The following is a 25,957-nucleotide window of genomic DNA, read 5'->3' on the forward strand; positions in this document are numbered from 1 at the left end:
GTTCCCGATCTAACCATTAACTATCGACCATTAGCCAAAAAAGGCTAGCTTAAAATCTCCCATTTTTATTAAATTGCCCTCATAATACCCTTTTTATGAAGAATTTTCTAGGTACCGCAATCGGGAGCCTGCTCTCACTTGCAGCTTTTGCCCAAAACGAAATTAGTTATGCCGTTTCATTTCCAAATGCCATCCACCACGAGGCAGAAATCAGCATGCTAATTCCCAATGTCCCGGCAGGCACATTAAAGGTGCGCATGAGCCGATCATCGCCGGGCCGTTATGCCACACACGAGTTTGGCAAAAACATATACCATTTAAAAGCTTTCGATGGTACAGGAAAAGCCTTAACGGTTAACCAGCCGGCAGGCGATGTTTACGAAATCCCCAGCCATGGCAACAGCGTTAAAATTACCTATACCATTTTCGGCAACTGGATTGACGGCACCTATGCCGGTTTCGACGAAACCCACGCCCACATGAATATTCCGGCAACCTTTGCTTTCCCCATTGGAATGGATAACCGCCCCAGAAAGGTAAAGTTTAACTATACCGGTAAGCAAAACTGGAAAGTGGCCACCCAGCTTAAACCTGAGGCCGATGGAAGTTATTTTGCACCCAACCTGCAATATTTTATGGATAGCCCCATTGAAATTGCAGACTATAAAACCGCAAGCTGGCAGGTTAAAAATACCGACGGCAAAGTGCAAACCATCCACCTCATTTCGCATTCAAATGATGATCAGCAAACGATCGATAATTATGCAGGCATGCTTAAAAAAATGGTTGATGAGCATTTAGCGGTATGGGGCGAGTTCCCAACCTACGACTATGGTCATTATTACTTTTTAGAAGATGTTTACCCCGATAATGCCGGAGATGGGATGGAGCACCGGAATTCGACCTCCATTGTACAGCGTACGCCAAAAATTGCAGGTTATGAATCCAATTTGCTGGGCACATTTTCGCACGAATTTTTCCACAGCTGGAATGTAGAGCGCTTACGCCCCAAAACCTTAGAGCCCTTTAATTTCGAACATGCCAACATGAGCAACGAACTTTGGCTCGCCGAAGGTTTTACCCAGTATTACGGCAACCTGCTGTTAACCCGTGCTGGTTTAAAAACAGAAGATAATGCCATCCAGACTTTTAATGGTTTAGCAAACGCGGTGCTGCTTTCGCCCGGAGCGCTCAACTTTTCGCCCATCGAAGCGAGCAGATACGCGGTATTTGCCGATGCCGGTGTAGCGATCGACCAAACCAACAAGGCCAATATTTTTACCTCTTACTATACTTATGGGGCAGCAACTGCGCTGGCATTAGATCTCCGTTTAAGGGCAGAATTTAAGCTTACGCTCGATGATTACATGCGTGCACTGTGGAAAGCTTACGGAAAGCCGGAAATTGCCTATACCATTCCGGATTTAGAAAAAACTTTGGCAAGCTTAACCAAAAACCCAGCTTTTGCTTCCGGCTTCTTTAAAAAGTATATTTACGGCACCGAAAAAAATGATTATGCACAATTACTGCTCAATGCAGGATTGGTATTGCGTAAGACAAACCCAGGGCAAGCCTATACAGGTTTTGGAAATATTGGCGCAATAGACGACAAAATTATTTTATCGCAAACGCTGGCGGGAACACCGGCATATCAGGCAGGCCTGGATATTGGCGATATTTTATTAACAATAGACGGCATAAAAGTGAAAAACGTGATGGAGGTAGTTAAAATTAACAGCGATCATAAACCCGGCGACATCCTCGATATTACTTACCAGCACCGGGGAATAGAAAAAACTACTAAATTAACATTGACCGAAAATCCGGCCATGGAAATTGTGAGCATTGAAAAAACAGGAGGAACCTTAACACCTGCCATGCAAAATTTCAGAACGAATTGGTTAGGCTCACAGGTTAAATCGAAAACAACTAATTAAACATAAAAAATGAAGAAAATCGCCCTTTTTGCCTTAGTCGGGATGGCAGGTTTGCAGCTTAAAGCGCAAAACATCGATAAAATTATTACCCGCGAATATACCGACCACCTGATTAAAACTTTAAGTGCCGATGATATGCAGGGCAGGGCTACCTTTACCCCTGGTATTGATAAGGCCGCTACGTTTATCGAATCGGAGTTTAAAAAAATTGGCTTACAGCCTTTAACCGGCGAAAAAACTTTCCGTCAAACTTTCAATAAATACCGCGTAACCAACCAAAACACCAGTGTTAAAATTGATGGACAGGAGATTACTCCCGAAAACCTGATTATTTCTGGCGTAGTAACGGAAAACGTTAGCCTCGATAAGTCGAATACTGCTGTAGTTAAATTAGATCCTGAAAAACCTTTTGTAGCTCAGCTTAGGGCAATGACAGAAGCAGGTAAGAACCAGATTGTTTTGGTTGACAGCAAGTTTGCCGATTTGTTTAAGCGTTACAGAAATTATTTCAGCAAACCTGCAACTGTTGATGAAAAAGACGTAAAAGCAACTACCAGTGCAGTACAGGTTTTTGTATTGGGTAAAGATGCAGCAAGCGATTTTTCGGCAACCATCAAAAGCAAAGTAGATAAAATGCCATTGTTTAATGTTGCGGGTGTAATTCCTGGCAAATCTAAAGCTAAAGAAATTGTAGTATTCTCGGGCCATTACGATCACCTGGGCTTTTTAAAACCAGTAGACGGCGATAGTATTGCCAATGGAGCTGATGATGATGCTTCGGGTACAACAGCTATGATAGCTCTGGCTAAATATTATAAAGCGCAAAAGAACAACGAACGTACCTTGATTTTTGTGGCCTTTACTGCTGAAGAAATTGGCGGCTTTGGTGCAAAATATTTCTCAGAGAAATTAAATCCAGACGATGTTGTGGCCATGTTTAACATCGAAATGATTGGAAAAGATTCTAAATTCGGTAAAAACACCGCGTTTATTACGGGTTACGAAAGATCAGATTTCGGCAAGATTTTACAAAAAAACCTGGCAGGAACCGAATTTACCTTCCACCCGGATCCATATCCTGAGCAGAATTTATTTTACCGAAGCGACAACGCTACACTAGCGGCTTTGGGCGTTCCGGCACATACCATCAGTACCGATAAAATTGATATCGATAAATTGTACCACTCGGTTAAAGACGAATACAGTTCTTTAGATGTAGAAAATATCTTATCAACCATTAAAGCAATTGCGAAGAGTGCAACCAGCATTGTAAATGGTACTGATACGCCGACAAGAATACCGAAGCTGAAGCAATAAGACGAGTTGAACAGACCTCTCAGAGCTTATAGGACCGTCACCCTGAATTTATTTCAGGGTCTCAATAGTACAGGAGAGATGCTGAAATAAATTCAGCATGACGATGTGATAAAAAATATGATCGGTTGAGTAACTGCATAAAACAAAAAAGGCTTCTGATGTAAATCGGAAGCCTTTTTCTGTTACTTTTATTATTTGCTCAAATACATTGATTTGTCTTTGTAAAGCTTGCGGAAGTAAGGATCTTCCAGATCTTTAATGAAGCGGATCGCCTCACCAGTCGATTTCATTTCAGGGCCAAGCTCTTTAGTTACCTCAGGGAACTTCTCGTAAGAGAAAACCGGCTCTTTAATGGCATAACCTTTCAGTTTACGCTCGATGGTAAAATCTTTCAGCTTCGATACACCCAGCATAATTTTCGCTGCGATGTTGATGTAAGGCACATCATAAGCTTTCGCGATAAACGGAACCGTACGCGATGCCCTTGGGTTCGCCTCGATTACATATACCTTTTCATCTTTAATGGCAAACTGGATGTTTAATAAACCACGTACATCTAAAGCTTTTGCAATTTTAACCGAGTATTCTTCCATTGCTTTAGTTACCGTTTCTGATAAGCTAAAGGTAGGCAATACAGCAAACGAATCGCCAGAGTGAATACCTGCAGGCTCGATGTGTTCCATCATACCTACAATGTGAACATCCTCACCATCAGAAATTGAATCCGATTCTGCTTCTTCTGCTCTGTCTAAAAAGTGGTCGATCAGTACGCGGTTGCCCGGTAAATCGCCCAGCAATTTCACTACTGCTTTCTCCAGGTCTTCGTCGTTAATTACGATACTCATACCTTGTCCACCCAGTACATAACTCGGACGAACCAACACCGGATAACCTACCTCATTGGCTACAACAATAGCCTCTTCAGCATTTTCGGCAACTCCGTATTTTGGATAAGGAATATTTAAATCTTTTAACAGATCAGAGAAACGGCCGCGATCTTCAGCGATATCCATGTTCTCGAAAGATGTTCCGATAATTTTGATACCCTTTTCAGTTAACTTTTCAGCCATTTTCAGGGCTGTTTGTCCACCAAGCTGAACAATTACACCTACTGGTTTTTCTAATTCGATAATTTCGCGTACATGCTCCCAGAAAACCGGCTCGAAATAAAGTTTATCGGCCATGTTAAAGTCGGTAGAAACCGTTTCAGGGTTACAGTTAACCATGATGGCTTCGAAACCTGATTCTTTTGCTGCCAGTAAACCGTGTACACAAGAGTAATCGAACTCAATACCCTGACCAATACGGTTAGGACCTGAACCCAATACGATTACTTTTTTACGATCGGAAGAAACAGATTCGTTTTCCTCTTCGAAAGTTGAGTAGTAATATGGTGTTTGCGCCGGGAATTCCGCAGCACAGGTATCAACCATTTTATATACCCTGCGAATACCCAGCTCTTTTCTGCGGTCATAAACTTCATCTTCGGTTACGTTACCCAATAACCAGGCAATCTGCACATCCGAAAATCCTTTTTGTTTTAAGGTAAAGAAGAAATCGCGTGGGATATTATTTAATGAATATCTTTTTAACTCAGTTTCTAAAGCTACAAGCTCCTGAATCTGGTTTAAGAACCATTTATCGATTTTGGTTACCTTACGGATCGACTCCAAAGGAACGCCCATCGCCATGGCATCTTTTATTAAGAACAGACGGTTCCATGAAGCATGCTCCAAACCATCCATAATTTCTTCAATGTTACGTACTTGTCTGCCATCTGCCCCTAAACCTGAGCGGCCAATTTCCAAACTCTGACAAGCTTTTTGTAAAGCTTCGATGAAAGTACGGCCAATTGCCATTACTTCACCTACCGATTTCATTTGTAAACCAAGCTCTTTGTTGGCTCCTTTAAATTTATCGAAGTTCCAGCGTGGTACTTTTACGATTACGTAATCTAAAGTAGGTTCGAAATATGCTGAAGTGGTTTTGGTAATCTGGTTTTCAATTTCATCCAGGTTGTAACCGATAGCCAGTTTAGCAGCAATTTTTGCAATCGGGTAACCGGTTGCTTTACTTGCCAAAGCTGATGAACGCGATACACGTGGGTTAATTTCGATTGCGATGATTTCGTCATCAGCCGGGTTAACCGAGAACTGAACGTTACAACCGCCGGCAAAGTTTCCGATGGCACGCATCATTTTAATCGCCTGGTTACGCATTTCCTGGTAACAACGGTCAGATAAAGTCATGGCCGGTGCAACAGTAATCGAATCTCCGGTGTGGATACCCATAGGGTCGAAGTTTTCGATCGAACAGATAATGATTACGTTATCGTTGGTATCTCTTAACAACTCTAACTCATACTCTTTCCAGCCTAAAACTGCTTTCTCTACCAAAACCTCGTGCGTTGGCGAAGCTTCTAAACCACGTTTAAGTGCAGCGTCGAATTCTTCTTTTCTGTGCACAAAACCACCACCAGAACCACCTAAGGTATATGATGGGCGTATTACCAATGGAAAACCAATTTCCTGAGCGGCTTCTTTACCTTCTAAGAATGAGTTGGCAATTTTCGATTGAGCAACACCTACGCCTATATCAACCATTAACTGGCGGAAGGCTTCACGGTTTTCTGTTTTCTCGATTGCATCAACATCAACCCCTACAACTTTAACCCCGTATTTTTCCCAAACACCGCGCTCTTCTGCTTCTTTACAAAGGTTTAGTGCAGTTTGGCCACCCATTGTTGGTAGTACAGCATCAATTTTAGGTAAATTTGCATCAGCAATGTGCTCTTGCAAAATCGCTTCGATCGAATCAACTGTTAACGGACGCAGGTAAACATGGTCGCCGATAACTTTATCCGTCATAATAGTAGCCGGATTAGAGTTGATAATTGATACGGTAATCCCTTCTTCTTTTAAAGATAGGGCCGCTTGAGAACCCGAGTAATCAAATTCACAGGCTTGGCCAATAATAATTGGTCCAGATCCGATAATTAGTACTGAGCGAATGGAAGTGTCTTTAGGCATGATAAAGCTTAAACAATAATTAAAATTCTAAAGTATAGGTTCATTTAAGAACCTTAGAAAGCAACGAGATTTAGTGCTATTGCGAAGAAAAATCCCAACTGTTCTGTCGGGATGCAAAGATACATCTTTAGCGCGATTTTAAGCTGATTTTTTTAAAATAAAAAAGAGGCCTTAATTCTGCCTCTTTTTAATCTTTTCTTTTGCTAAAACACTTACTGCTGTAATTTAATTTCGCCTAAATCTGTAGTAGCACTATCTTTCACTGCCACCTTTTCAATAATGGCATCTTTGTACGGTGCGTTGGCTTTTATCCAAACCGTATAAACGCCTTCTTTAAGGTTAGAAAAGGCGAAAACTCCCTCGCTTAACTGTGCCTTTAAGGTGTCTGTTCCAGCTACCAGCGAAACAGAAGCGGCGGCATCTGCAGGACTGATTTTACCAATAATTCCGCCTAACCTGGTATTGGTATAGGCAATTGCCCCGAGGGCAAATACAATGAGCAGCGCTAATATTGCACATAACTTTTTCATTGGTTTAGTTTTTAATATTCAACTGTCTAAAATAAGTAACACCAATTAGTACAAATAGTTTTAAATAATGAACAGGCGAAATTTAAAACGTACTAATAATTATACACAATAGTAGTGCCGAAATATACAATTGTAATCTGAATGTTAATAAGTGTTAAAATAACACTAAGAAACTGCGCCCAGAAGTCAGAATTAAGTCACGAAGTTGTGATGTTCGCATTATTGGCAATAATGTTGTAATAAGCACAACATATATGCTTTTTGTATATACTTTAGACAATGATCTAAAGCTTCCCCCGCGGATTATTTCCCCGCCATGAGGATTTCTTCATAAATAGTTTGTTTGGTTTATTATCCGGTTAGAGGAGCCCTCCTCAACCGGATTTTTTCTTTTAGGGCATTTTCCACTACATTTGAACCTTGTCAGCATACATTTACGTGAATAAAAATATTAAAAAGATCGCCGTTGTTGGTCCCGAGAGTACAGGTAAATCAACCCTGTCGCAATTATTGGCCAGGCACTACAAAGTTTCGTGGGTTCCTGAATACGCCCGCTACTATTGCGAAAACCTGGTTACAGATTATACTTTACAAGACGAAGAAAACATGTTTTATGGTCAGGTGGCCCTCGAAGATGCGATCCTTGCCGTAACAGAAAGCGATTTTATTATTTGCGATACCACTTTTGTAACCGTTAAAATCTGGAGCGACGAAGTGCTGGGCGTAACCCCGCAACCGGTTTTAGATACTCTACCTAAAAGACCATACGATTTATACCTGTTAATGGATATCGATTTGCCCTGGCAAGACGACCCATTGCGTGATTTCCCTGATAAACGCGAATACTTTATGGAAGTCTGGCACAAAGAACTAAAAGCACTCCATGCAAATTATGTAGTAATTAGTGGCCTGGGAGATGATCGGGTGGCCAATGCTAAAAAAACGGTTGATGATTTTTTAGGTCATTAGGTAATCAACTTTTATTCATTTGAAAATGATTGTCAGTACCTTTTGGCAACCAGTAGCCCCGCCATCCGCTATAGCCCTCATGAAAAATTCGGGTCCGCCGCTGCTGCCGGGTTTAAGAACCCAGGCTTTTTAGCGTGATGCCTACAACAGATAATAGCTGTATCTGCCTGGCCACCTAAACCCGGTAGAACGTAAAGCACGGAACAAGGTACGAGTGAGGACCTGAAGGGATAGCGGGACTAAAGATGCCAAGCACACAGAACCGTCAGTTTTCCAGCCAAAAAGAGCAATAAATTCTATAAATTAAACGATTAAGGTGTCATTTCCCTAAATTTAGCATCACAACACCTCTCTTTAAATGAGAATTGCCAAATAATTCCCTACATTTGCCCCATCATTAGGGGTGCCTTGTTTAAATAAACACAAAAACAGGCTGAGAACATACCCATTTTGAAGCATAAAGCCAGTAGCATAAAGCCTAAAGCGCTGATAAATCATCAAGCTTTAATCTTTTAGCTTTCAGCCTTAAGCTTCAAATGCACCTGATCCGGGTAATGCCGGCGTAGGGATTGGAGTTATGGAAGTTTAACTAAAAATCGGGGAAACCCCTTTTTCCGGTTGGTTTAACTAAAAACAAGAACATTGAAAAATTTACTATTTGCAGCGCTTGTTGCAATGTTGCCTTTCTTTGCATCGGCACAATTTGCTGTTACCGGTAAGGTAACGGATCAAAACCGTAATGCCCTGCCTGGGGCCACCGTTAAAATAAAAAACAAGAAAACCATTGTACTGAGCGATGCAGGTGGAAATTTCACCTTATCAAACCTTGCTAACGGAAAATACACCTTTGTAGTGAGCTATGTGGGCTATAAAACTGAAGAGAAAACAGTAAGCCTTTCGCAAAACAGCACGATAGATTTCTCTTTAACTGCACAGAATTTCCTGGCCGATGAAGTGATTGTAAGGGCAACACGGGCCAACGAGAAATCGGCAACTACCTATAAGAATATCGGCAAGGAAGAAATCCAGCAAAATAACTTTGGTCAGGATTTACCTTTTATTTTACAGAATACGCCGGGCGTAGTGGTTAATTCGGATGCAGGTGCAGGCGTTGGTTATACCGGAATCCGCATACGGGGTAGCGACAATAGCCGCATAAACGTAACGGTTAACGGCATTCCAATTAATGATAGCGAGAGCCAGGGAACATTTTACGTAAACATGCCCGATTTTGCTTCATCTGTAGATAATGTTCAGATTCAGCGTGGTGTAGGTACTTCAACCAATGGTGCCGGTGCATTTGGTGCCAGTTTAAATATCCAGACTACTGCAAGCGAAACCGAACCTTATGCAGAAATAAACAGCACTTACGGTAGTTTCGATACCTGGAAAAACACCGTAAAAGTTGGAACGGGCTTAATTAATAACCGTTTTAGTTTCGATGGCCGTTTATCGAGAATCAGCTCTGATGGTTATGTAGACCGGGGTTCATCTTTACTTAAATCTTATTTCTTATCAGGTGCTTACCACGGCAACAAAGATTTATTGCGCGTAAATGTTTTCTCGGGCAACGAAAAAACTTATCAATCATGGAATGGTATTCCGCAATCGCGTTTAGAAAATGATGTGGCTGGTATGAATGCTTATATAGCCCGGAACGAACTTAGTGCGGAAGATGCAGCCAACCTGTTAAACTCTGGAAGAAGATATAACAGTTTCTTGTACAATAACCAAACTGATAATTATGTTCAAAACCATTATCAGTTAATCTACGCCCGTCAGTTTTCTGATCAGTTCTCGTTTAACGGTGCTTTGCATTATACCCAGGGCTCAGGTTACTATGAAGAGTACCGCGTGCAGAATAAACTGGCTGATTATGGCTTAAATCCGATTGCCATTCCCGGAGGTACACCAATTACCAAAACAGACCTGATTCGCCGCCGCTGGTTAGATAACGATTTTTATGGCGTTACCTATGCATTTAACTACGTGCCGCAAAAGAACCTTAACTTTACGCTTGGTGGTGCTTATAACGAGTATAAAGGTGCGCACTTCGGACAGGTTATCTGGTCACAATATGCATCAAATGGCAATATAGACAGGCATTACTATGATAACGATGGTTTTAAAACTGATTTCAATACCTACGGTAAGGTTAACTACAGCCCGATCGAATCGTTAAGCTTGTTCGCTGATTTACAATACCGCCGCGTTTATTACGATATTGCCGGAACTGAAAACAAACTGAATACACTGGCCATCAACAAAACTTTAAATTTCTTTAATCCTAAGTTTGGCGCTACTTACTTCATCAATCCTGAAAGCAACGTGTATGCTTCATTCAGCGTAGCCAACAAAGAGCCAAACCGCGATGACTATACCGATGCAGCAACGGGTGCGACTCCTAAGCCTGAAAGATTGAACGATTTAGAACTGGGTTACCGTTTTAAAAACGAAAAATTAAACATCGGTGCCAATGCCTACGGAATGTTCTATAAAAACCAATTGGTGGTTACGGGCAAAATAAATGATGTGGGTGGCAATTTCCGCCAAAATGTAGACCGGAGTTACCGTCTGGGTATTGAGCTGGATGGTGCCTACACCATTAGCAAGCAGTTTATCTTAAATGCCAATGCCGCTTTAAGTCGTAACAAAATCAAAAACTTTACCGAGTATTACGATGATTACGACAACGGCGGTCAGGTGGTAAATAACTATCAGCTTACCGATATTTCGTACTCGCCCCGTGCCGTACTTTTTGGCGAACTGGTTTACAAGCCGGTTAGTGGTTTTGCGGTAGCCTTACAAAGCAAATATGTAAGCAAGCAGTATTTAGATAACACCCAAAATAACGACCGTACCATAAATGGTTATTGGGTAAGCAATGCACGTTTAGGTTACGATTTCAAATTTGCCGGCGTGAAGAACATTAATTTAGGCTTATTAGTTAATAATATCTTCGATAAGCGTTATGAAAACAACGGCTATACTTATGGTTACCAGCTAGGCGGCAGCAGGGTTACCGAAAACTTCTTTTATCCACAGGCAGGAACTAACTTTTTGTTAAGCCTGAATGTGAAGTTTTAAGAAAGCTGAAAGACTAAAGCTAAAAGCTGAAAGATCGCCATTGCTTAAGGAACAACATCTCCTTAGGCAATGGCGATTTTGTTTATATTGCAATCCCGATCCAGAACAATAGTTTAATATGAAATACATCGAAAAGCTCCACTACATTACACACGACATCCCAAACCTTTCGCACGTAGAGCAGGCGCAGTTTGCATGCGAAGCAGGGGCGAAGTGGATACAATACCGTTGTTTGAGCAAAACCGATGAAACACTTCTGGCTGATATAAATGCCATTGCCGAAACCTGCGATGATTGGGGCACTACGCTAATCGTTACCGATCATGTTCATTTAAATGGCAAAGCCGATATTCAGGGTTTTCATATTGAGGATATGGATGCCGATTTCACAGCTATCCGCAACAAGGTGGGCAACGATATTACTTTAGGTGGTTCGGCAAATACGATAGAAAACTTAATCCGTTTAGCTAAGCAAGGTGCAGATTATGTGGGCTTTGGGCCATTTGCTACAACCGAAACCAAAGCCAACAATTTCCCCCTGTTAGGAATCGACGGATATTACGAAGCAATGCAAGAACTTAAGGCGGCAAATATTCAACTACCCGTTTTAGCGGTAGGCGGCATTAAAATTTACGATGTAGAAGCCCTAATGCAAAGCGGTATTTATGGCATCGCCGTTTCGGGAGCCATTAACTTTGCCGATGATTTTATAGCTGCTTATCAGGATTTTTACACAATGATTAAAGAAAGTGCTGTTAATTAACACTTTATAGTTTGAAGCCCGTTGGATATTTTTTAGTTTTGGGATAAACCCTAACTACTATGTCGGAAAACGCTCTTCAAACCAACGCACCCTGGAATCTTTATAAAAAAATAGCTTTCAGGTTCTTCTTTATCCTGCTACCCCTTTTTATCATCCTGAATAATAACGGCGCTTTCACTTTCCTCTCACGTTTTCTGCAGCTACCCGGGTTAGTGTTGCACCACTTTATTCCGTGGTTTGCTAAACATATTATACATTACAATTACGATTTCACCATCTATACCAATGGGAGTGGCGATACTTCATATGATTGGGTACTGCTGCTTTGTATGTTTATTGTATCGGTAGCAGGCTGCATTATATGGTCGGTTTTAGACCGCAAACGCAAAAGCTACAATGCTGCCCATTATTGGCTCGTGGTGCTGGTAAGGTTTTACCTGGCCTTTACCCTGGTACTCTATGGTTTAATAAAGGTAATTAAGCTTCAGTTTCCCGATCCTTCTTTAACCAGACTGCTTCAACCCTTTGGTGATGCCTCTCCAATGGGCCTGGCCTGGACTTTTCTTGGTTTTTCTAAAGGCTACAACATTTTTATGGGAATTGTAGAAGTTTCGGCCATTTTACTCTTATTCCGCAGAACAGTAATTGTTGGTGCTTTTTTATCGCTTGCCGCAACTGGCCATGTAATGTCTATGAATTATTTTTTCGATGTGCCGGTAAAATTGCTCTCTACGGCGCTGGTGGTGATGAGTCTATTTATTTTAGCCCCACATTTTTTAAAACTATATCGCTTTTTTATCAAGTATGAAAACCAGCAGCTCGATAAAATGTACCGTCCAACCTTTAAGAAGCGATGGCTTTATATTTCGGCCTACAGCTTAAAGTATTTATACATCACTGCTTCTGTTGGTTACCTGTTGTATTCTTTTCTCCAGCAAACCAAAATTTATGGCAGTGCCGCACCCAAACCATTTTTGTACGGCATTTATAATGTAGAAAACATGACACTAAAGGGAAAAACGCTGGCACCATTAACAACAGATAGCATCCGGTGGAAACAAATGGTTATTAGTTATGCGGGTTATGCAAGGGTAAAAACGATGAACGACAGTACGTATAATTTCTCAACAGTTTTTAATACTAAAAAGAAGGAACTCACACTGGGCTCACTAGATAAAGAATCGATTAAATATACTTTAACTTACCGCATTACCGGGAAAGACAATCTGATTCTTTCTGGCCTGAAAGGAAAAGATTCCATTACAGTAAGCTTTAAAAAGAAGGACCTCAAAGATTTCAGGCTAATTAACCGGGGCTTTCATTGGGTGAACGAACATCCGTACAATCGCTAATCATTTTACCCCCAACTGATTCTTCCTGCACTATACTTTGTGCGATTTTTTTATATTCGCAACATGTCATCACACCACATTGTAAAAGAAAAACAGGAACCGGCTTTGTATATCGACGAGCTTGGTAATTTTAGCGAAGAGTTTTTGGGGCAGCTTTTAGAATGGAGCCCAACACTTTTGGTTAACGGCAATAATTATGAAAAGATTATTTCGCTGGGACTGAAAGTAGATGTGCTGGTAAACGGCACCAATCAGGATGTTCAGGAAGATACCAAAACGATTCAGGGACCGGTTGATGCTTTGATGGTGGCCATTAACTTTTTATTTGAGGAAAAATATCCTGCAGTTAATGTAATTGCCAAAAAGTTCGATCTGGAAAAATTTGCCGGATTTGAAGATAAAATTAACCTGGTGGTATTTACCGAACGTGCCAAGCATTACCCCATTAAATCGGGTTTTTCGGTTTGGAAACCAGCTGGCAGCGAATTTTTAATTCATGGTAACCGTTATCTGGAAGTAACCAACCTGATGCAAACCGAAGAAGAAATTTTTGAAGTAGTAAACGATGGCTTTGTTGAATTTACCTTTTCTGGTCAACCTATTTTTATAAGCGAACCGATATGATTACCCTTAGAAAAGCAAAAGAACAGGATATAGAAATCATTAGGGATATTGCCGCAGCAACCTGGCCATCTACGTACCTCGATATTATTGGTCAGGCGCAGATTGATTATATGCTGGATAAAATGTACAATCAGGGCGAACTGCTGAAACAACTGATGGAAGGCCATATTTTTCTCATTGCCGAAGCAAATGAAGAACAATATGGTTTTGCAGGCTATTCTGTCATCGACCACGAAGCACGCATTTATAAACTGCATAAATTATATGTGCTGCCATCTGCCCATGGTAAAGGCGTAGGTAAAATACTCATAAATGAAGTTTTTAACCAGGTAAAAGATGCCGGCGGAACAGCATTGCAGCTTAATGTTAACAAACACAATAAGGCTAAAGATTTTTACTTAAAAGGTGGCTTTACCATAAAAGAATCGGTACAACTCGATATTGGCGAGGGCTATATTATGGATGATTATGTAATGGAATATAAATTCTAGCTTATTTTTTCAAACCCAGGTAATACTCCCGTTCGCTTTTATCAAAATGTTCAATAGCGTAACGCAGCATGGTTCGCGGCATTGTTGCGGCATGCATTTCTAAAAAAGAAATTAACCTGCTCCTGCCTTTCGTACCGGTGTGCCTGAGCCAACCACCTGCAGCTTTGTGTATTAAATCTTCGGTATCGTTTAAAAGCAGTTCTGCAATACCAAAAGTAGGAGTTAAATCGCCTTTGCGGATAAAAAATGATGTACTTACAATAGCAGTGCGCCTGTGCCACATATTTTCTGACTGGGCAAGCTCATATAAAATATCCCTGGGTTTATCGAATAAGTAACTGCCTACAACAAAACAGGCTGAACGGTCAACCAGATCCCAACTGTTGATGCGGTCGTGCCGGTTAATGTAAAGCTCAAAAAGCGCTTTCTTAGTACCCTCACTTGTTTTTTTATCTCTGGCCTGAAAATCCATGATGCTTACAGCGCCAGCCCGGTGTTCGTGAACTGGGCTTTCCAGCAGCCTTTCGATCTCTGTAACCGGCATGGCTATAAATGCTTTGGCCATTTCGAAAACCTGCCCCATCCTCACACCCATAAACTCATCTCCTGCACCATAATCGCCCGCTTCGGTTTTAAAATAACGGTAAATTTTTTCCAGCTCAGCATTTGATTGGAAAGCACTAAGTTGCTCGATAAAAGCAGCAGCGGTTAAATTAATTGTTTGCTTTGGAATTTTTACTAAAGCCATTATCTGCAGGTTTTCTGCTTAAATATACAAAAAACAGCAAGGCCAAGCACTTCATATATCAATGTCATCCTTGAGCCCGTCGAAGGACTCGTTAGCTCCTAAAAGACTTTCGACAGGCTCAACATGACAAACAGTACTGAAAGATCTAATCCCCTGGCTTCATTTAATTTTTCATCCTTCCCTGCTCTGCCTCAGTACCTGTAGCGCGGCGGCGTGCAGGCTTGATTTCGTTTTTACCAAAGCGATAAGTAAAACTGATCCGTCCAACACGGGTTTCATTTTTTTGATGTACAGTATAAGTTAAGCCAGGATATGCGCTTGATAAATTATTCTCCGACATATTGAAGATATCAGACAGCGCCAGTTTTAAACTTGCTTTTTTCTTAAACAACGTTTTGCTCAAACCTGCATCAATAGAATAGCGCGCCTTTAAGCTAAGCGTACCATAATCAAGTGGCGATTCGTAATTACCGTTTAACTCGGCCGTAAAGCCATTTACGATGGTAAAGGTTTGCTGCGATTTAAACTGGAAAGATGTTTTTCCGGTTTTCAGCGCGCTTCCCGCTAAATCCGGAGCCTCAAAGCTCAGATAGAAAACATTTAAATTGTTATTGGTTTGCCACCATTTGGTAATTTGAACAGGCACATTTAAGTTGGCATTGTAACTGATATTGGTAGCAATGTTGGCATTTGTTTGGTAAAGTGCTTTATTAGCCGCATCAGGTAAAATCACTTCGGCAATTACATCATTTACCCTGCTATAGCCGATAGATAAGATGTATTTCTGCAATAGTGTATAGCTCAGCTCAAAATTATGGGTGTACTGCGGATTTAAGAAAGGATTTCCTTTGCTGTAAGTATATTGATCGAGATAATAAATAAACGGATTTAAAGCATCGTAACTTGGGCGATCAATCCTCCGGCTGTAAGAAAAGCCCAGCTGATTGTTCTTAGAAAGGTTTTGTTGCACAAACAGGGTTGGAAAAAAATCCCAATAGCTCCGTTTTACCACAGTATTGGTCGTAATTAAGTTTCCTTTCGAGTTGGTTTGCTCCATCCTTAAACCAAGCTGTACACTGGTATTTTTAAACTGTTTGTTAATATTGGTGTAAGCGGCATTAACATTCTCGTCGTAAACGAACTGGTTACTACGACGTACATCGTTTTGCCAGTTGTTATTTACAAATTCTTCAGCCTGCAAATCGTTATCGGTTTTAACCCAACTGCTTTTAACACCTGCCTCCAGTTTAACAGTTTTGCTTAACGATACATTGTAATCTATCTTAAAGGCTTTAATATCTATAATAGAAGGGGTACTGTTCCTGATGTAACTGATGGGACGAATACGGTTACCATTGGCGAACAAATAATCGTTTGCATAATCAGAACCATCGTTTCCATTGTATTTCGAATAATCTATATCAGCCGAAATTTCTGAACCTGCTGTATCTAAAACAGATTTATAGTTTAAATTATATGAAATGTTGTTGTATTTGTTGGTTTGCAGGCTGTTCGAAATTAATGTAGAATCTACTTTTTGAAAAGACGGACCGATTAAAGTATTGTTCCCTGCAGCTTCGGTACCATGGTTAAAATAACCGTTTACCAGTACACCAATGGTGTTTTTCTTATCGATAAAATAATCTAAGCCTGCCTTAAAGTTATTGTTGTATTGTTTTCTGTTACTCTCGCCAACCTGCATAAAGTAAGTATCGGGTGTTCCGTTCGAAATACGATCAATAGCGATCAGGTTATCGCGTTCAAACTTACCATAGTTGTAGTTGCCAAAAAGATTCAGTTTTTGCGTGCGGTGGTTCAGGTTTATACCTGCATTTGCCCTCAGGTTTTTACCGTAACCCAACGAACCATTTACACTACCATTCGTGCCGCCGTTTTTATTCTTTTTGGTTTTAATGTTAATAATTCCTGAATTACCCGATGCATCATATTTAGAAGATGGGTTGGTAATCAGTTCGATGCTTTCAATGTCAGAACTCTGCATATTACGGAGCAAATTAGCTACATCGGCGCTGCTCATGTAAGTTTGTTTTCCATCAAGCTGAATCAGCACACCTTGTTTACCCATCATCGAAATTTTGTCATTCTGATCAACCGTTACTCCCGGTGCTTTCTGTAAAACCTCTAACGCCGAAGAGCCAGTCATGATAGAACTGTTAGCAACATTCATCACAATTTTATCCATCTTTCTTTCAATCAATGGCTTTGTAGCGGCAATGTTCACCTCCTTTAAATTCTGTGCAGTAGCAACTAGTTGGGCTGTTCCGAAATCAATTTTCTGATTGTCTTCGGCTACGGTAATGGTTTTGCTTTTAAAGGTTTTATAGCCCATGTTACTGGCTTTGTAAAAGTAGCTTCCTTTGCCTGGAACGATAAAACCAAAGGTACCGTTAGGGTCGGTAAAGGCTGTTTTAACGATACTCGAATCTGCTGCTTTGAAGAGCACTACGGTAACATAATCTGCCGGTTTATTGTTTTCATCCAAAATTACCCCGCTAATATTGGGCTTAGCTGTTGTTTGGGCAAAAAGCTGTGTAGTGGTAAAAAAGAAACTAAGGATGAATGATATTTTGTATAAATTTTTCATTGGTCTGGTTTAAATATTTAAAAAAATCGGGCAAAAAAATTTCCATAACGCCCGTACAGGCATTTTCCATTTATTGCAAATCATTTTAAAGTTTAGTTCGGAAACGAAAGGTTTCCATGATTTTGTTATAGATAAGACGACCGTTTTTTTAAAAGGTTACAGGAAATCTAAAAAAGACCGAAGTTTTGGAGTGTAGTAACGATAAGATGGCTACAATTAACCGATTAACCAGTTTAAACAATTAATCCAACTACAAATGACCAATAACCAATTTGCAATTACCAAATGAACTAATGACCAATGAACAAGTGATCAGTGAACAAATGAAACAAAAAAAGCCACAGATCAACAAGTTTGCACCTGCTGTTCTGTGGCCTTTTGATCTCTTAATGAGAAATATTATTTTACTCCAAGCACATCAACACCTTGCTCAAAAATAACATCAACCGGGATATTCTTTTTGGTTAAACGATCCAGGTCTGTTTGTAATTCCGGATGGATAATGGCTTTTTCTTTTTGTGCCTTTTCTACTGCAACTTTATCGCCATTGCCCTGAAGCGTAATGATGAATGCACTTAATTCATTCATAGCAGATGCAAATTTGTCGAAATTTACTTTGTAAGTTCCTTTAGCCGTACGCTCAAAAGCGCCTTTTTCCTGAAAGTAATTAAAGCATTGCATATTGGCTTTACCATGTGCTTCCGAAACGCCAAAGCGTACCGAACGCAAAATACCAGCCATAAAAGTGGTGTAATAATCTTTTATATCGCCCTGTAATTCTCCTTTTTTAAGCAGACCAGTTACCATGTATAAACCTAAAATATCAGCCTTACCCTCTTCCAGCCAGCTGTATTGCTCTTTTAAAGCGGCGCGAACAAAACCTTTACCGGTAATTGTTTTTTTAATGCCTAAGCCATGGGCCACTTCATGGAACATTACGTTGGCAAAAAAGGCATCGAACTTAATGTATTTTTGCTGCTCGGCATCGATCAGTTCTTTCGAAATAGGAACTAATATTTTATCGAATTTAGCCTGCATTGCATTTTTCAGCTGTGAGCGGCGGGTGCCTTTTTCCTGCTGTATTTTTTCGTCGTTAGGTAAGTTAACAGCAATTGTTTTCGATCCGGCATTGCAATCGCCTGCATAATATACAACATCATACGCGTTCAACTCCGAATCCGTTCCTGGTGTTTCGGCTTTGTATTTTGCTTCAACCGGTAAGTTTTTCTGCAGTTCGGGCAGCATTTTAACATACTTGGCCAAACGCTTGCTCCACTCTTTATCCTTAATTAAAACATAAGCCTCGTAACTGGTGCGGGCATTGAAAAGTTTATCTTCGTAATTTTCAATCGGACCGATGATGATGTCCAAACCATTGGTTTTCATATCCAGCCAAGCGTAATCACTAGCTGTAAAATTATCTGTTACCAAAGCATCAGCCCTTAGATTTAGATATTTTTTCAGGCCGGCATCTTCTGCTATTAAAGCAGCCTGTTTTAACAACGAACTTGCTTTCTGCAATTCAGCAGCAAATAAAATGTGGTAAGGTACAGTTGATAATTTACCGGTACTATCTTTCCTGATAACAGAATAAGCTCCAAACTTATCGGCCAGGTCAGATTTTTCTACCGCATCTTTGGTCATGCCATAAGGGTAGAATGTTGCACCTTCAGGTTTCGCTCCAACTCCCTGCACAAAAGGCTTATCATTGTTCAGCCTGTCCCACGGACCGTAATTAATGTTTACAAAATCGCGTGTTTTTTCATCTTTTATGGTGGCTAAAAGGCTATCACGTTGCGGATATACCTGTTTCCAGTACAACTCGTCCATAATTTCTGCCGCCTGAATAAGGAGTGGCAATATTTTACGATCGTTAACACTTAACTGGTTAATATTGGTAGTGAGTTTTACCTTTTCGTAGATAGGCAAACGATCTGCAACATAACTGATCAGGCTGTCTTTTTGCACACCACCGTTTTTATCATCAGTAGGTTTAGAACCGCCGCCACAGGCAGATAGCATAGCTACAGAAACAGCCAAAGCAGGCAGAAGTATTGTCGATTTGTATAAATTCTTCATATTAAAGTATATCGGCGCTAAATTAGTAATTTTTGAAAGCTTTGTATAAAGTTTGATGCATTGGGCGAAGTTTAGCCTAACTTTGTAACTTCATTCTTTTAATCAACATGCCCATGCTGTTTTCTAATTTATACAAAACCTCTATTATAACTGCTTTTTCGCTAACAATGGTTTTAAGCTCATGTACTACCAGCAAGTACGCGGCAACCGAAAAAATCTACAAGGATAAGGCAAAGGGTTTTGCAGAAATTATTGGCACTGTACCACCAACTGGGCAACTTTACGATTCATTAAATGCAACAAACCAGCAGTGGATTGGTTCTGTAAATTTTGGGATACGTAAACCCAATTTTGTTGTAATACACCATACCGCTCAGGACAGTCTGGCACAAACAGTTAAAACATTTTTTTCAACCAAAGCTGGCACCAGTGCACATTATGTAGTTAGCCGCGATGGCAAAGTGGTACACATGGTAAACGATTATTTGCGTGCCAACCATGCTGGTATAAGTAAATGGGGAAAAGATACTGATCTGAATTCTTCTTCTATTGGTATCGAACTGGATAATAATGGTTTAACCGACCCCTGGCCCGATGCACAAATTAATAGTTTGCTGAAGCTACTGGCTACTTTAAAGAAGACCTACAGCATTCCAACCGCTAATTTTGTTGGTCATGCCGATATTGCGCCAAAGCGTAAAAATGATCCGAAAAATTTCCCCTGGAAAAAACTGGCCGATAAGGGCTTTGGCTACTGGTACGATGATGTGCTGAAAAATCCACCTGCCGATTTTAATACTGAAATGGCCTTGAAATATATCGGTTACGATACCAGCAACCTGCCTGCTGCAATTACCGCTTTCAAAATCCATTTCATTCAAACTGATATTACGCCAACCTTAACGCCTGTAGACATTTTGGTGCTGTACAATGTGTACACGAAATACTAGATGATGGAAAACGGATGATGGAAGATGTAAAAGGGGGAACATATCGTACACAGTTAACCAATTCAAACAATTAACCACTATTAAAAAAAAAGCACAGACAAACCACGCTAATCCGTGTTCATCTGTGCTTATGTGTGGTTAAAATAGCTAAAACTAATTCGGCTTCTTAAACGTATCTTTTAATGTAACTGTACGGTTAAATACCAGTTTATCGGCTGTCGAATCTTTATCCAGACAGAAATAACCTTTACGGATAAATTGATAACGGCTTTCTAAATTAGCATCGGCCAAAGCTGGTTCAATGTAGGCGTTTGGCAATACTGTTAAGCTTTCTGGGTTTAAATAATCTTTAAAGTCGCCTTCTTCTGCATCAGGTGTTTCCGAAGTAAATAAACGATCGTACAAACGGATCTCGGCAGTTTTAGCATGTTGTGCGCTTACCCAGTGTATGGTTCCTTTAACATTTATTCCGCTGGTATCATTTCCGCTCTTCGATTCAGGAATATAAGTACAACGAATTTCGGTAACATTACCGTTTTCATCTTTCACAAAATCCTCGCATTTAACGATGTAAGCGAATTTTAAACGCACCATTGCCCCTGGTGCCAAACGGAACCATTTTTTAGCCGGTACTTCCATAAAATCTTCGCGCTCTATCCAAAGTTCCTTGCTGAACGGAATTACACGGGTACCTCCGCCATCTTCTGCTTCCGGATTGTTTTCGCCAATTAAATCTTCCGAATCTTTATCATAATTGGTAATAACCAGTTTAATCGGATCTAAAACCGCCATTACTCGGTTAGCACTCTTGTTCAAGTCTTCGCGGATACAGAATTCGAGCAAACTCAGCTCAATTAAATTTTCGCGTTTGGCAATACCAATACGTTCGCAAAACTCGCGAACACTCTTTGGCGTAAAACCTCTTCTGCGCAAACCCGAAATGGTTGGCATGCGCGGATCGTCCCAACCGTTAACCAAATTTTCGTTAACCAGTTGCAAAAGTTTACGCTTACTCATTACTGTTGAGGTAAGGTTTAAACGTGCAAACTCATACTGTTTAGAAGGGAAAATCTCTAACTTTTCGATCAACCAATCGTACAGTTCGCGATGCGAAACGTACTCCAAAGTACAAATAGAGTGCGTAATATTTTCTATACTATCGCTTTGGCCATGTGCAAAATCGTACATGGGGTAAATGCACCATTTGTTACCGGTACGGTGGTGCTCGGCATGTTTAATGCGATAAATAATCGGATCGCGCATTAACATGTTTGGGCTAGCCATATCAATTTTTGCCCGCAAAATGTAGGCACCATCAGCAAACTCACCATTTTTCATTTTCGTAAAAATGGCCAGATTTTCTTCAACACTGCGGTTGCGGTATGGGCTATCTTGTCCGGGTTCAGTTGGTGTACCTTTCAGGGCTGCAATTTCATCAGCCGAACTTTCATCAACGTAAGCTAAGCCTTTTTCAATCAGCTTAACAGCAAAACCGTATAATTCATCAAAATAATCTGATGCATATAATTCGTTTTTCCAGTTAAAACCCAGCCACTTAATATCTTCCTGCTGGCTGTTTACGTATTCTGTTTTCTCCGTAACCGGATTGGTATCATCAAAACGCAGGTTGGTATACCCGCCATATTTTTGTGTTAGTCCGAAATTTAAGCATATTGCTTTCGCGTGGCCGATGTGTAAATAACCATTTGGTTCTGGCGGGAAACGCGTAACCAAGGTTTCATACTTACCACTATTTAAGTCGTTCTCAACAATTTCTTCAATAAAGTTCAATGACTTCTCTTCACTCATAAAAACCTGTAAATTAGGAATGCAAATGTAAAAAGATTGAGCGGATTTATACAATGATTAAAGGTTTATTAGCCCACAGTTGTTAGTTAATGGCGCATAAACCTGTTACTAACAGAATAAAAGCTAAACTGTGAATTATTTCAACCCCGCCTGCAACTGGAAACCATTGCGATAACTGCAGGCAATAAACATTTTTCTGCAAGCGGCTTATTGCACAATTGCTTAATAATTCAATACATTTACAATAACTTAATATTCATTATGAGCAAAGTATTAAACCGGCCAATTCGCGTTTTGGTGGCTAAAGTTGGGTTAGATGGCCACGACAGAGGCGCAAAAGTGATTGCAACCTCTTTAAGGGATGCAGGAATGGAAGTGATTTATACAGGCCTTCGCCAAACACCCGAAATGGTGGTCAATACTGCTTTGCAGGAAGATGTTGATGCCATAGGCATTTCTATCTTATCGGGTGCCCATATGACAGTTTTTCCTAAAATTATTCAGTTGATGAAAGAAAAACAGTTAGACGATGTGCTGTTAACAGGTGGAGGCATTATTCCGGAAGGCGACAGGGCAAAACTGGCTGATATGGGAGTGGGCTCGCTATTTCCGCCAGGTACAACAATGGCCAGCATTGTGGCATATATACAGAATTGGGTTACAGAAAACAGAAATTTTTAAGCTATGGCATACCAGAATTTAATATCAGAAATAAAAGACCAGATTTTATACATTACCATTAACCGCGAAAAAGCACTAAATGCTTTAAACAAAGATACTTTAGCTGAGCTGGCGGATGTAGTTGCTTTTGCAGATCGAACAACTGAAGTTAGGGGAGTAATTATTACCGGTGCCGGCGAAAAGGCATTTGTTGCTGGGGCCGACATCAAAGAGTTTTCTGATTATAATGGCAAACAGGGTGAAGCACTGGCAAAGCTCGGACAAGATTCAGTTTTTAATGCAATAGAAAATTCTACTAAACCTTTTATCGCCGCAATTAATGGTTTTGCACTGGGTGGGGGATTAGAACTGGCCATGGCATGCCACATACGTATAGCTTCCGAAAATGCAAAACTGGGGCTACCAGAAGTTACCTTAGGGCTAATACCAGGTTACGGCGGCACACAGCGCCTAACGCAATTGGTTGGAAAGGGTAAAGCCATAGAAATGATTATTACCGCCAACATGGTTACAGCTGCCGATGCATTGCAGTTTGGATTGGTAAATTATGTGGTACCGCAAAGTGAGCTAATCGCTAAAGCCGTAGAAATTTTCAATGCAGTTAAGCAGCGTGCACCACTGGCAGTTTCTGCAGCACTGAAATCGGTAATTGCTGCTGTAAATAACAACAATGGTTATGCTACGGAAATCGAAGCATTCGGAAAATGTTTTGAAACAGCCGATTTTAAAGAAGGCGTAGCTGCATTTGTAGAAAAAAGAAAAGCCATTTTTTGTGGCAAATAATGCGCCGTAGTATTAATTCGATCTCAACATAACAAAATGTTGCAAAACACTTTCCAATTTAGTTTTTTTAAGTAATTATACCCCATCTAAATTGCTAATCCGAACTCATCGGTTAATAAAACCTAATTATTTGATGTTCTTTTTAGCATAAGAAAGGTGCTATTAATTAAAAAGAAAATATAATAATTGATGACGAGGTAAATATAGGGCTATTACTTTCCAAATTTTTAACCAAAAATGGGTTTGAAGTCTCAATTACTGGAACTGGCACCCTGGCTTTATCTGTTTTAAGCGAACAGACTTTCGATCCGGTATTGTGCGATTACCGCCTCGAAGATATTGATGGGAGAGACATTCTGGTCAAAACAAAGGAAAATTACCCGGCTACCAATGTAATCATTATTACTGGCTATTCTGATATCAGGCTTGCTATAGAATTGATTAAGCTGGGCGCTTACGATTATATATCGAAACCCCTGCTTGCCAATGGAAATTTGATCACACTGGATGTACTACCCGAGGAGCTAAAAGCTTTAGTACCTTCAAAATATACGGAAACCGCGTTTAAAGGCTAAAACTGTCAGTTAAAAGCCAAATCTGCGAAACGCAAGGTTAGATATAGAATTAGCTGCCATTATTACCGTTTTAAAACAAGTTAATTTCAATAAAACCAAAGCAGCAAAGATTCTTAATATCGATAGGAAAACACTTTACAATAAAATATTGCGCTTAAATCTTGATGAATTAAATTGAAATTAGGCAAAACAAAAACTGCCTGTTTATCATTTAATACATACCAAGCATTTAAATTATGTCAGTATTCTCTTATAAGCAGCGTAACAACATTAACCTTGTTATTATTATTGCCCTTGGAATATTAATTGCCTACTCGTTACAAAGTATTTTCAGTGCTATTTTAAGTACCCTGGTGCTTTATACCATCATGCGCCCCGCCTACATCTATCTTGCAGAACGTAAAGGCTGGAACAAAAGGCTGATTGCTATTTTTTTGATTGCCATTAGTATCATACTAATTGTACTGCCATTTTATGCTTTAAGTAGTATGGTAATCAGCAAAATTTCAGAATTAAGAAACAATGAAATTTTTTTCAAAAACCTGCTGGTTAAATTACAACACCTTAGTCCGGTAAAAATTAACCAGGATTTAATCCAGGAAGGATTGAACAGACTGGGTAACTGGGCAACTCAATTGTTTCCCTCATTGATATCAAGTGCAGTAAATATTATTTTAAGCTTGCTGGTAATGTACTTTTTACTCTACTTTATGTTAATTGAACGGAAGAAATTCGAGTTTTCGTTAATTAAATATGCACCATTCAGAGAGCAAAATGCACTTCGTTTTGGTGATGAAATGAGAAATACGACCTATGCCAATGTATTGGGTCAAGGTTTAATCTGCCTGGTTCAGGGTTCATTAGTTAGTCTCTCTTTTTTAATTTTAGGATATAAAGATCCGTTGTTTTGGGGCATAATAACCACATTTATATCGTTTGTACCGGTTTTGGGACCTCCGGTAATTTTTGTACCGGCAGCTATATTACAAATTGCAAACGGGAATAATTTTGCAGGCTGGGCCATGCTTGTTTTTGGTTTTGTGGTGATCATTAACATCGATAATGTACTACGGTTTATCATTGCAAAAAAAGTTGGCAATATTCACCCCATAATTACAGTAATTGGCGTAATTATTGGTATTCCTTTATTTGGTATATTGGGTCTGGTTTTCGGCCCTTTGCTACTTTCGTATTTTATATTGCTTGTTAAAATTTACGAAACCAGTACGCTCGCATCAGAGAGATTGGAAAGAATTAAAACAAATAATGAGCATATGGAGTTATAAATATAGCTTAACAATAAAATAATGTAGTAGTTTTATATTGTACTTAATTGTTAAACCCTTAAAATAGATTAATTATGAATGATAACTCAAAAGTTGTAGTTGCGCTTTTAGCAGGATTAGCTGCAGGTGCAGCGCTAGGAATTTTATTCGCACCAGATAAAGGTGAAGAAACGCGCGACAAATTAAGCCAATCGTTAAAAGACTTAGGCGATTCTATTAAAGATAAGGCTGCAGATGAAATTAACAACCTGGCGAGCCTGAAAGATAAAGTGGTAAGCTCGATCAAAACCAAATTAAGAAGCGTAGAAGAAGAATATAGCGACGACGTAGAACACGCTTAAA

The 25,957-nt window shown here is 40.0% G+C and carries 21 protein-coding genes; 15 read left to right on the forward strand and 6 right to left on the reverse strand.

Translation table 11 applies throughout. The features are described from left to right. Positions 1–95: 95 nt before the first annotated feature. Positions 96–1,937 carry a M61 family metallopeptidase gene (locus HWV58_RS08445; RefSeq protein WP_175633682.1) on the forward strand — a complete coding sequence of 614 codons (1,842 nt, stop codon included), beginning with the start codon at positions 96–98 and terminating at the stop codon, positions 1,935–1,937. Positions 1,938–1,946: 9 nt separating this feature from the next. Beyond that, on the forward strand, positions 1,947–3,254 hold the full coding sequence (locus HWV58_RS08450; RefSeq protein WP_175633683.1) for a M20/M25/M40 family metallo-hydrolase: 1,308 nt from the start codon (positions 1,947–1,949) through the stop codon (positions 3,252–3,254). A 191-nt stretch (positions 3,255–3,445) separates the two neighbouring features. Here HWV58_RS08450 and carB read toward each other — a convergent pair whose 3' ends face one another. Both carB and HWV58_RS08460 read right to left on the reverse strand, forming a co-directional pair. After that, positions 3,446–6,283, reverse strand: a complete 2,838-nt coding sequence (carB, locus tag HWV58_RS08455) for a carbamoyl-phosphate synthase large subunit (protein WP_175633684.1) — start codon at positions 6,281–6,283, stop codon at positions 3,446–3,448. Between the two features lie 212 nt (positions 6,284–6,495). Then, a complete protein-coding gene (locus tag HWV58_RS08460; protein ID WP_175633685.1) occupies positions 6,496–6,813 on the reverse strand; it encodes a carboxypeptidase regulatory-like domain-containing protein in 318 nt (105 codons plus the stop codon). A gap of 438 nt (positions 6,814–7,251) precedes the next feature. On the opposite strand from HWV58_RS08460, the gene HWV58_RS08465 reads away from it, so the two are divergent. The 6 genes from HWV58_RS08465 (at position 7,252) to HWV58_RS08490 (ending at position 14,099) form a co-directional block, all read left to right on the forward strand. Then, on the forward strand, positions 7,252–7,782 hold the full coding sequence (locus HWV58_RS08465) for an AAA family ATPase (protein WP_175633803.1): 531 nt from the start codon (positions 7,252–7,254) through the stop codon (positions 7,780–7,782). Positions 7,783–8,424: 642 nt separating this feature from the next. After that, positions 8,425–10,869, forward strand: coding sequence for a TonB-dependent receptor (locus HWV58_RS08470; RefSeq protein WP_317174786.1), 2,445 nt, complete (start codon positions 8,425–8,427; stop codon positions 10,867–10,869). Between the two features lie 118 nt (positions 10,870–10,987). Next, a complete protein-coding gene (locus tag HWV58_RS08475) occupies positions 10,988–11,632 on the forward strand; it encodes a thiamine phosphate synthase (protein ID WP_175633686.1) in 645 nt (214 codons plus the stop codon). A gap of 59 nt (positions 11,633–11,691) precedes the next feature. Beyond that, on the forward strand, positions 11,692–12,984 hold the full coding sequence (locus HWV58_RS08480) for a hypothetical protein (RefSeq protein WP_175633687.1): 1,293 nt from the start codon (positions 11,692–11,694) through the stop codon (positions 12,982–12,984). 63 nt (positions 12,985–13,047) lie between these two features. Beyond that, complete coding sequence (locus HWV58_RS08485; RefSeq protein WP_175633688.1) at positions 13,048–13,608, forward strand: thiamine pyrophosphokinase; 561 nt, start codon at positions 13,048–13,050, stop codon at positions 13,606–13,608. After that, positions 13,605–14,099 carry a GNAT family N-acetyltransferase gene (locus HWV58_RS08490; protein ID WP_175633689.1) on the forward strand — a complete coding sequence of 165 codons (495 nt, stop codon included), beginning with the start codon at positions 13,605–13,607 and terminating at the stop codon, positions 14,097–14,099. Before HWV58_RS08485 ends, HWV58_RS08490 begins: the two co-directional genes overlap by 4 nt. A gap of 1 nt (position 14,100) precedes the next feature. Here HWV58_RS08490 and HWV58_RS08495 read toward each other — a convergent pair whose 3' ends face one another. From HWV58_RS08495 to HWV58_RS08505, 3 genes are all read right to left on the reverse strand, one after another. Then, positions 14,101–14,847: a DNA alkylation repair protein gene (locus HWV58_RS08495; RefSeq protein ID WP_175633690.1), complete on the reverse strand. Its 747-nt coding sequence runs from the start codon at positions 14,845–14,847 to the stop codon at positions 14,101–14,103. Positions 14,848–15,010: 163 nt separating this feature from the next. Further along, the gene (locus HWV58_RS08500) at positions 15,011–17,452 is read right to left on the reverse strand and encodes an outer membrane beta-barrel protein (RefSeq protein WP_175633691.1); all 2,442 of its coding nucleotides are present in this window, start codon (positions 17,450–17,452) and stop codon (positions 15,011–15,013) included. Positions 17,453–17,851: 399 nt separating this feature from the next. Further along, complete coding sequence (locus tag HWV58_RS08505; protein WP_175633692.1) at positions 17,852–19,531, reverse strand: dipeptidyl-peptidase 3 family protein; 1,680 nt, start codon at positions 19,529–19,531, stop codon at positions 17,852–17,854. 167 nt (positions 19,532–19,698) lie between these two features. On the opposite strand from HWV58_RS08505, the gene HWV58_RS08510 reads away from it, so the two are divergent. Then, a complete protein-coding gene (locus tag HWV58_RS08510; RefSeq protein WP_235972682.1) occupies positions 19,699–20,481 on the forward strand; it encodes an N-acetylmuramoyl-L-alanine amidase in 783 nt (260 codons plus the stop codon). A gap of 153 nt (positions 20,482–20,634) precedes the next feature. Here HWV58_RS08510 and HWV58_RS08515 read toward each other — a convergent pair whose 3' ends face one another. Continuing rightward, positions 20,635–22,290 (reverse strand): glutamine--tRNA ligase/YqeY domain fusion protein, encoded by a 1,656-nt coding sequence (locus HWV58_RS08515; protein WP_175633694.1) that lies wholly within the window; start codon positions 22,288–22,290, stop codon positions 20,635–20,637. A 261-nt stretch (positions 22,291–22,551) separates the two neighbouring features. Here HWV58_RS08515 and HWV58_RS08520 point away from each other — a divergent pair, with 261 nt between their 5' ends. From HWV58_RS08520 to HWV58_RS08545, 6 genes are all read left to right on the forward strand, one after another. After that, complete coding sequence (locus HWV58_RS08520) at positions 22,552–22,971, forward strand: cobalamin B12-binding domain-containing protein (protein ID WP_175633695.1); 420 nt, start codon at positions 22,552–22,554, stop codon at positions 22,969–22,971. Between the two features lie 3 nt (positions 22,972–22,974). Beyond that, positions 22,975–23,754 (forward strand): enoyl-CoA hydratase/isomerase family protein, encoded by a 780-nt coding sequence (locus HWV58_RS08525; RefSeq protein WP_175633696.1) that lies wholly within the window; start codon positions 22,975–22,977, stop codon positions 23,752–23,754. 185 nt (positions 23,755–23,939) lie between these two features. Next, positions 23,940–24,329, forward strand: coding sequence for a response regulator (locus tag HWV58_RS08530; RefSeq protein ID WP_317174789.1), 390 nt, complete (start codon positions 23,940–23,942; stop codon positions 24,327–24,329). Between the two features lie 43 nt (positions 24,330–24,372). After that, the gene (locus tag HWV58_RS08535) at positions 24,373–24,507 is read left to right on the forward strand and encodes a helix-turn-helix domain-containing protein (RefSeq protein ID WP_262890322.1); all 135 of its coding nucleotides are present in this window, start codon (positions 24,373–24,375) and stop codon (positions 24,505–24,507) included. 58 nt (positions 24,508–24,565) lie between these two features. After that, complete coding sequence (locus HWV58_RS08540; protein ID WP_175633697.1) at positions 24,566–25,615, forward strand: AI-2E family transporter; 1,050 nt, start codon at positions 24,566–24,568, stop codon at positions 25,613–25,615. Between the two features lie 74 nt (positions 25,616–25,689). After that, complete coding sequence (locus HWV58_RS08545) at positions 25,690–25,956, forward strand: YtxH domain-containing protein (protein WP_039474732.1); 267 nt, start codon at positions 25,690–25,692, stop codon at positions 25,954–25,956. The last annotated feature ends 1 nt before the right edge of the window (position 25,957 follow it).

The sequence above is a fragment of the Pedobacter ghigonis genome, assembly GCF_903166585.1.
In the GTDB taxonomy this organism is placed as follows: Bacteria; Bacteroidota; Bacteroidia; order Sphingobacteriales; family Sphingobacteriaceae; genus Pedobacter; species Pedobacter ghigonis.

Bases quoted from the DNA above. Each gene is read 5' to 3' on its own strand.
- HWV58_RS08505 (WP_175633692.1), bottom strand. From the start codon at position 19,531: ATGAAGAATTTATACAAATCGACAATACTTCTGCCTGCTTTGGCTGTT.
- HWV58_RS08495 (WP_175633690.1), bottom strand. From the start codon at position 14,847: ATGGCTTTAGTAAAAATTCCAAAGCAAACAATTAATTTAACCGCTGCT.
- HWV58_RS08480 (WP_175633687.1), top strand. From the start codon at position 11,692: ATGTCGGAAAACGCTCTTCAAACCAACGCACCCTGGAATCTTTATAAA.
- carB (WP_175633684.1), bottom strand. From the start codon at position 6,283: ATGCCTAAAGACACTTCCATTCGCTCAGTACTAATTATCGGATCTGGA.
- HWV58_RS08460 (WP_175633685.1), bottom strand. From the start codon at position 6,813: ATGAAAAAGTTATGTGCAATATTAGCGCTGCTCATTGTATTTGCCCTC.
- HWV58_RS08545 (WP_039474732.1), top strand. From the start codon at position 25,690: ATGAATGATAACTCAAAAGTTGTAGTTGCGCTTTTAGCAGGATTAGCT.
- HWV58_RS08490 (WP_175633689.1), top strand. From the start codon at position 13,605: ATGATTACCCTTAGAAAAGCAAAAGAACAGGATATAGAAATCATTAGG.
- HWV58_RS08510 (WP_235972682.1), top strand. From the start codon at position 19,699: ATGGTTTTAAGCTCATGTACTACCAGCAAGTACGCGGCAACCGAAAAA.
- HWV58_RS08475 (WP_175633686.1), top strand. From the start codon at position 10,988: ATGAAATACATCGAAAAGCTCCACTACATTACACACGACATCCCAAAC.
- HWV58_RS08540 (WP_175633697.1), top strand. From the start codon at position 24,566: ATGTCAGTATTCTCTTATAAGCAGCGTAACAACATTAACCTTGTTATT.
- HWV58_RS08450 (WP_175633683.1), top strand. From the start codon at position 1,947: ATGAAGAAAATCGCCCTTTTTGCCTTAGTCGGGATGGCAGGTTTGCAG.
- HWV58_RS08500 (WP_175633691.1), bottom strand. From the start codon at position 17,452: ATGAAAAATTTATACAAAATATCATTCATCCTTAGTTTCTTTTTTACC.
- HWV58_RS08525 (WP_175633696.1), top strand. From the start codon at position 22,975: ATGGCATACCAGAATTTAATATCAGAAATAAAAGACCAGATTTTATAC.
- HWV58_RS08515 (WP_175633694.1), bottom strand. From the start codon at position 22,290: ATGAGTGAAGAGAAGTCATTGAACTTTATTGAAGAAATTGTTGAGAAC.
- HWV58_RS08485 (WP_175633688.1), top strand. From the start codon at position 13,048: ATGTCATCACACCACATTGTAAAAGAAAAACAGGAACCGGCTTTGTAT.
- HWV58_RS08520 (WP_175633695.1), top strand. From the start codon at position 22,552: ATGAGCAAAGTATTAAACCGGCCAATTCGCGTTTTGGTGGCTAAAGTT.
- HWV58_RS08445 (WP_175633682.1), top strand. From the start codon at position 96: ATGAAGAATTTTCTAGGTACCGCAATCGGGAGCCTGCTCTCACTTGCA.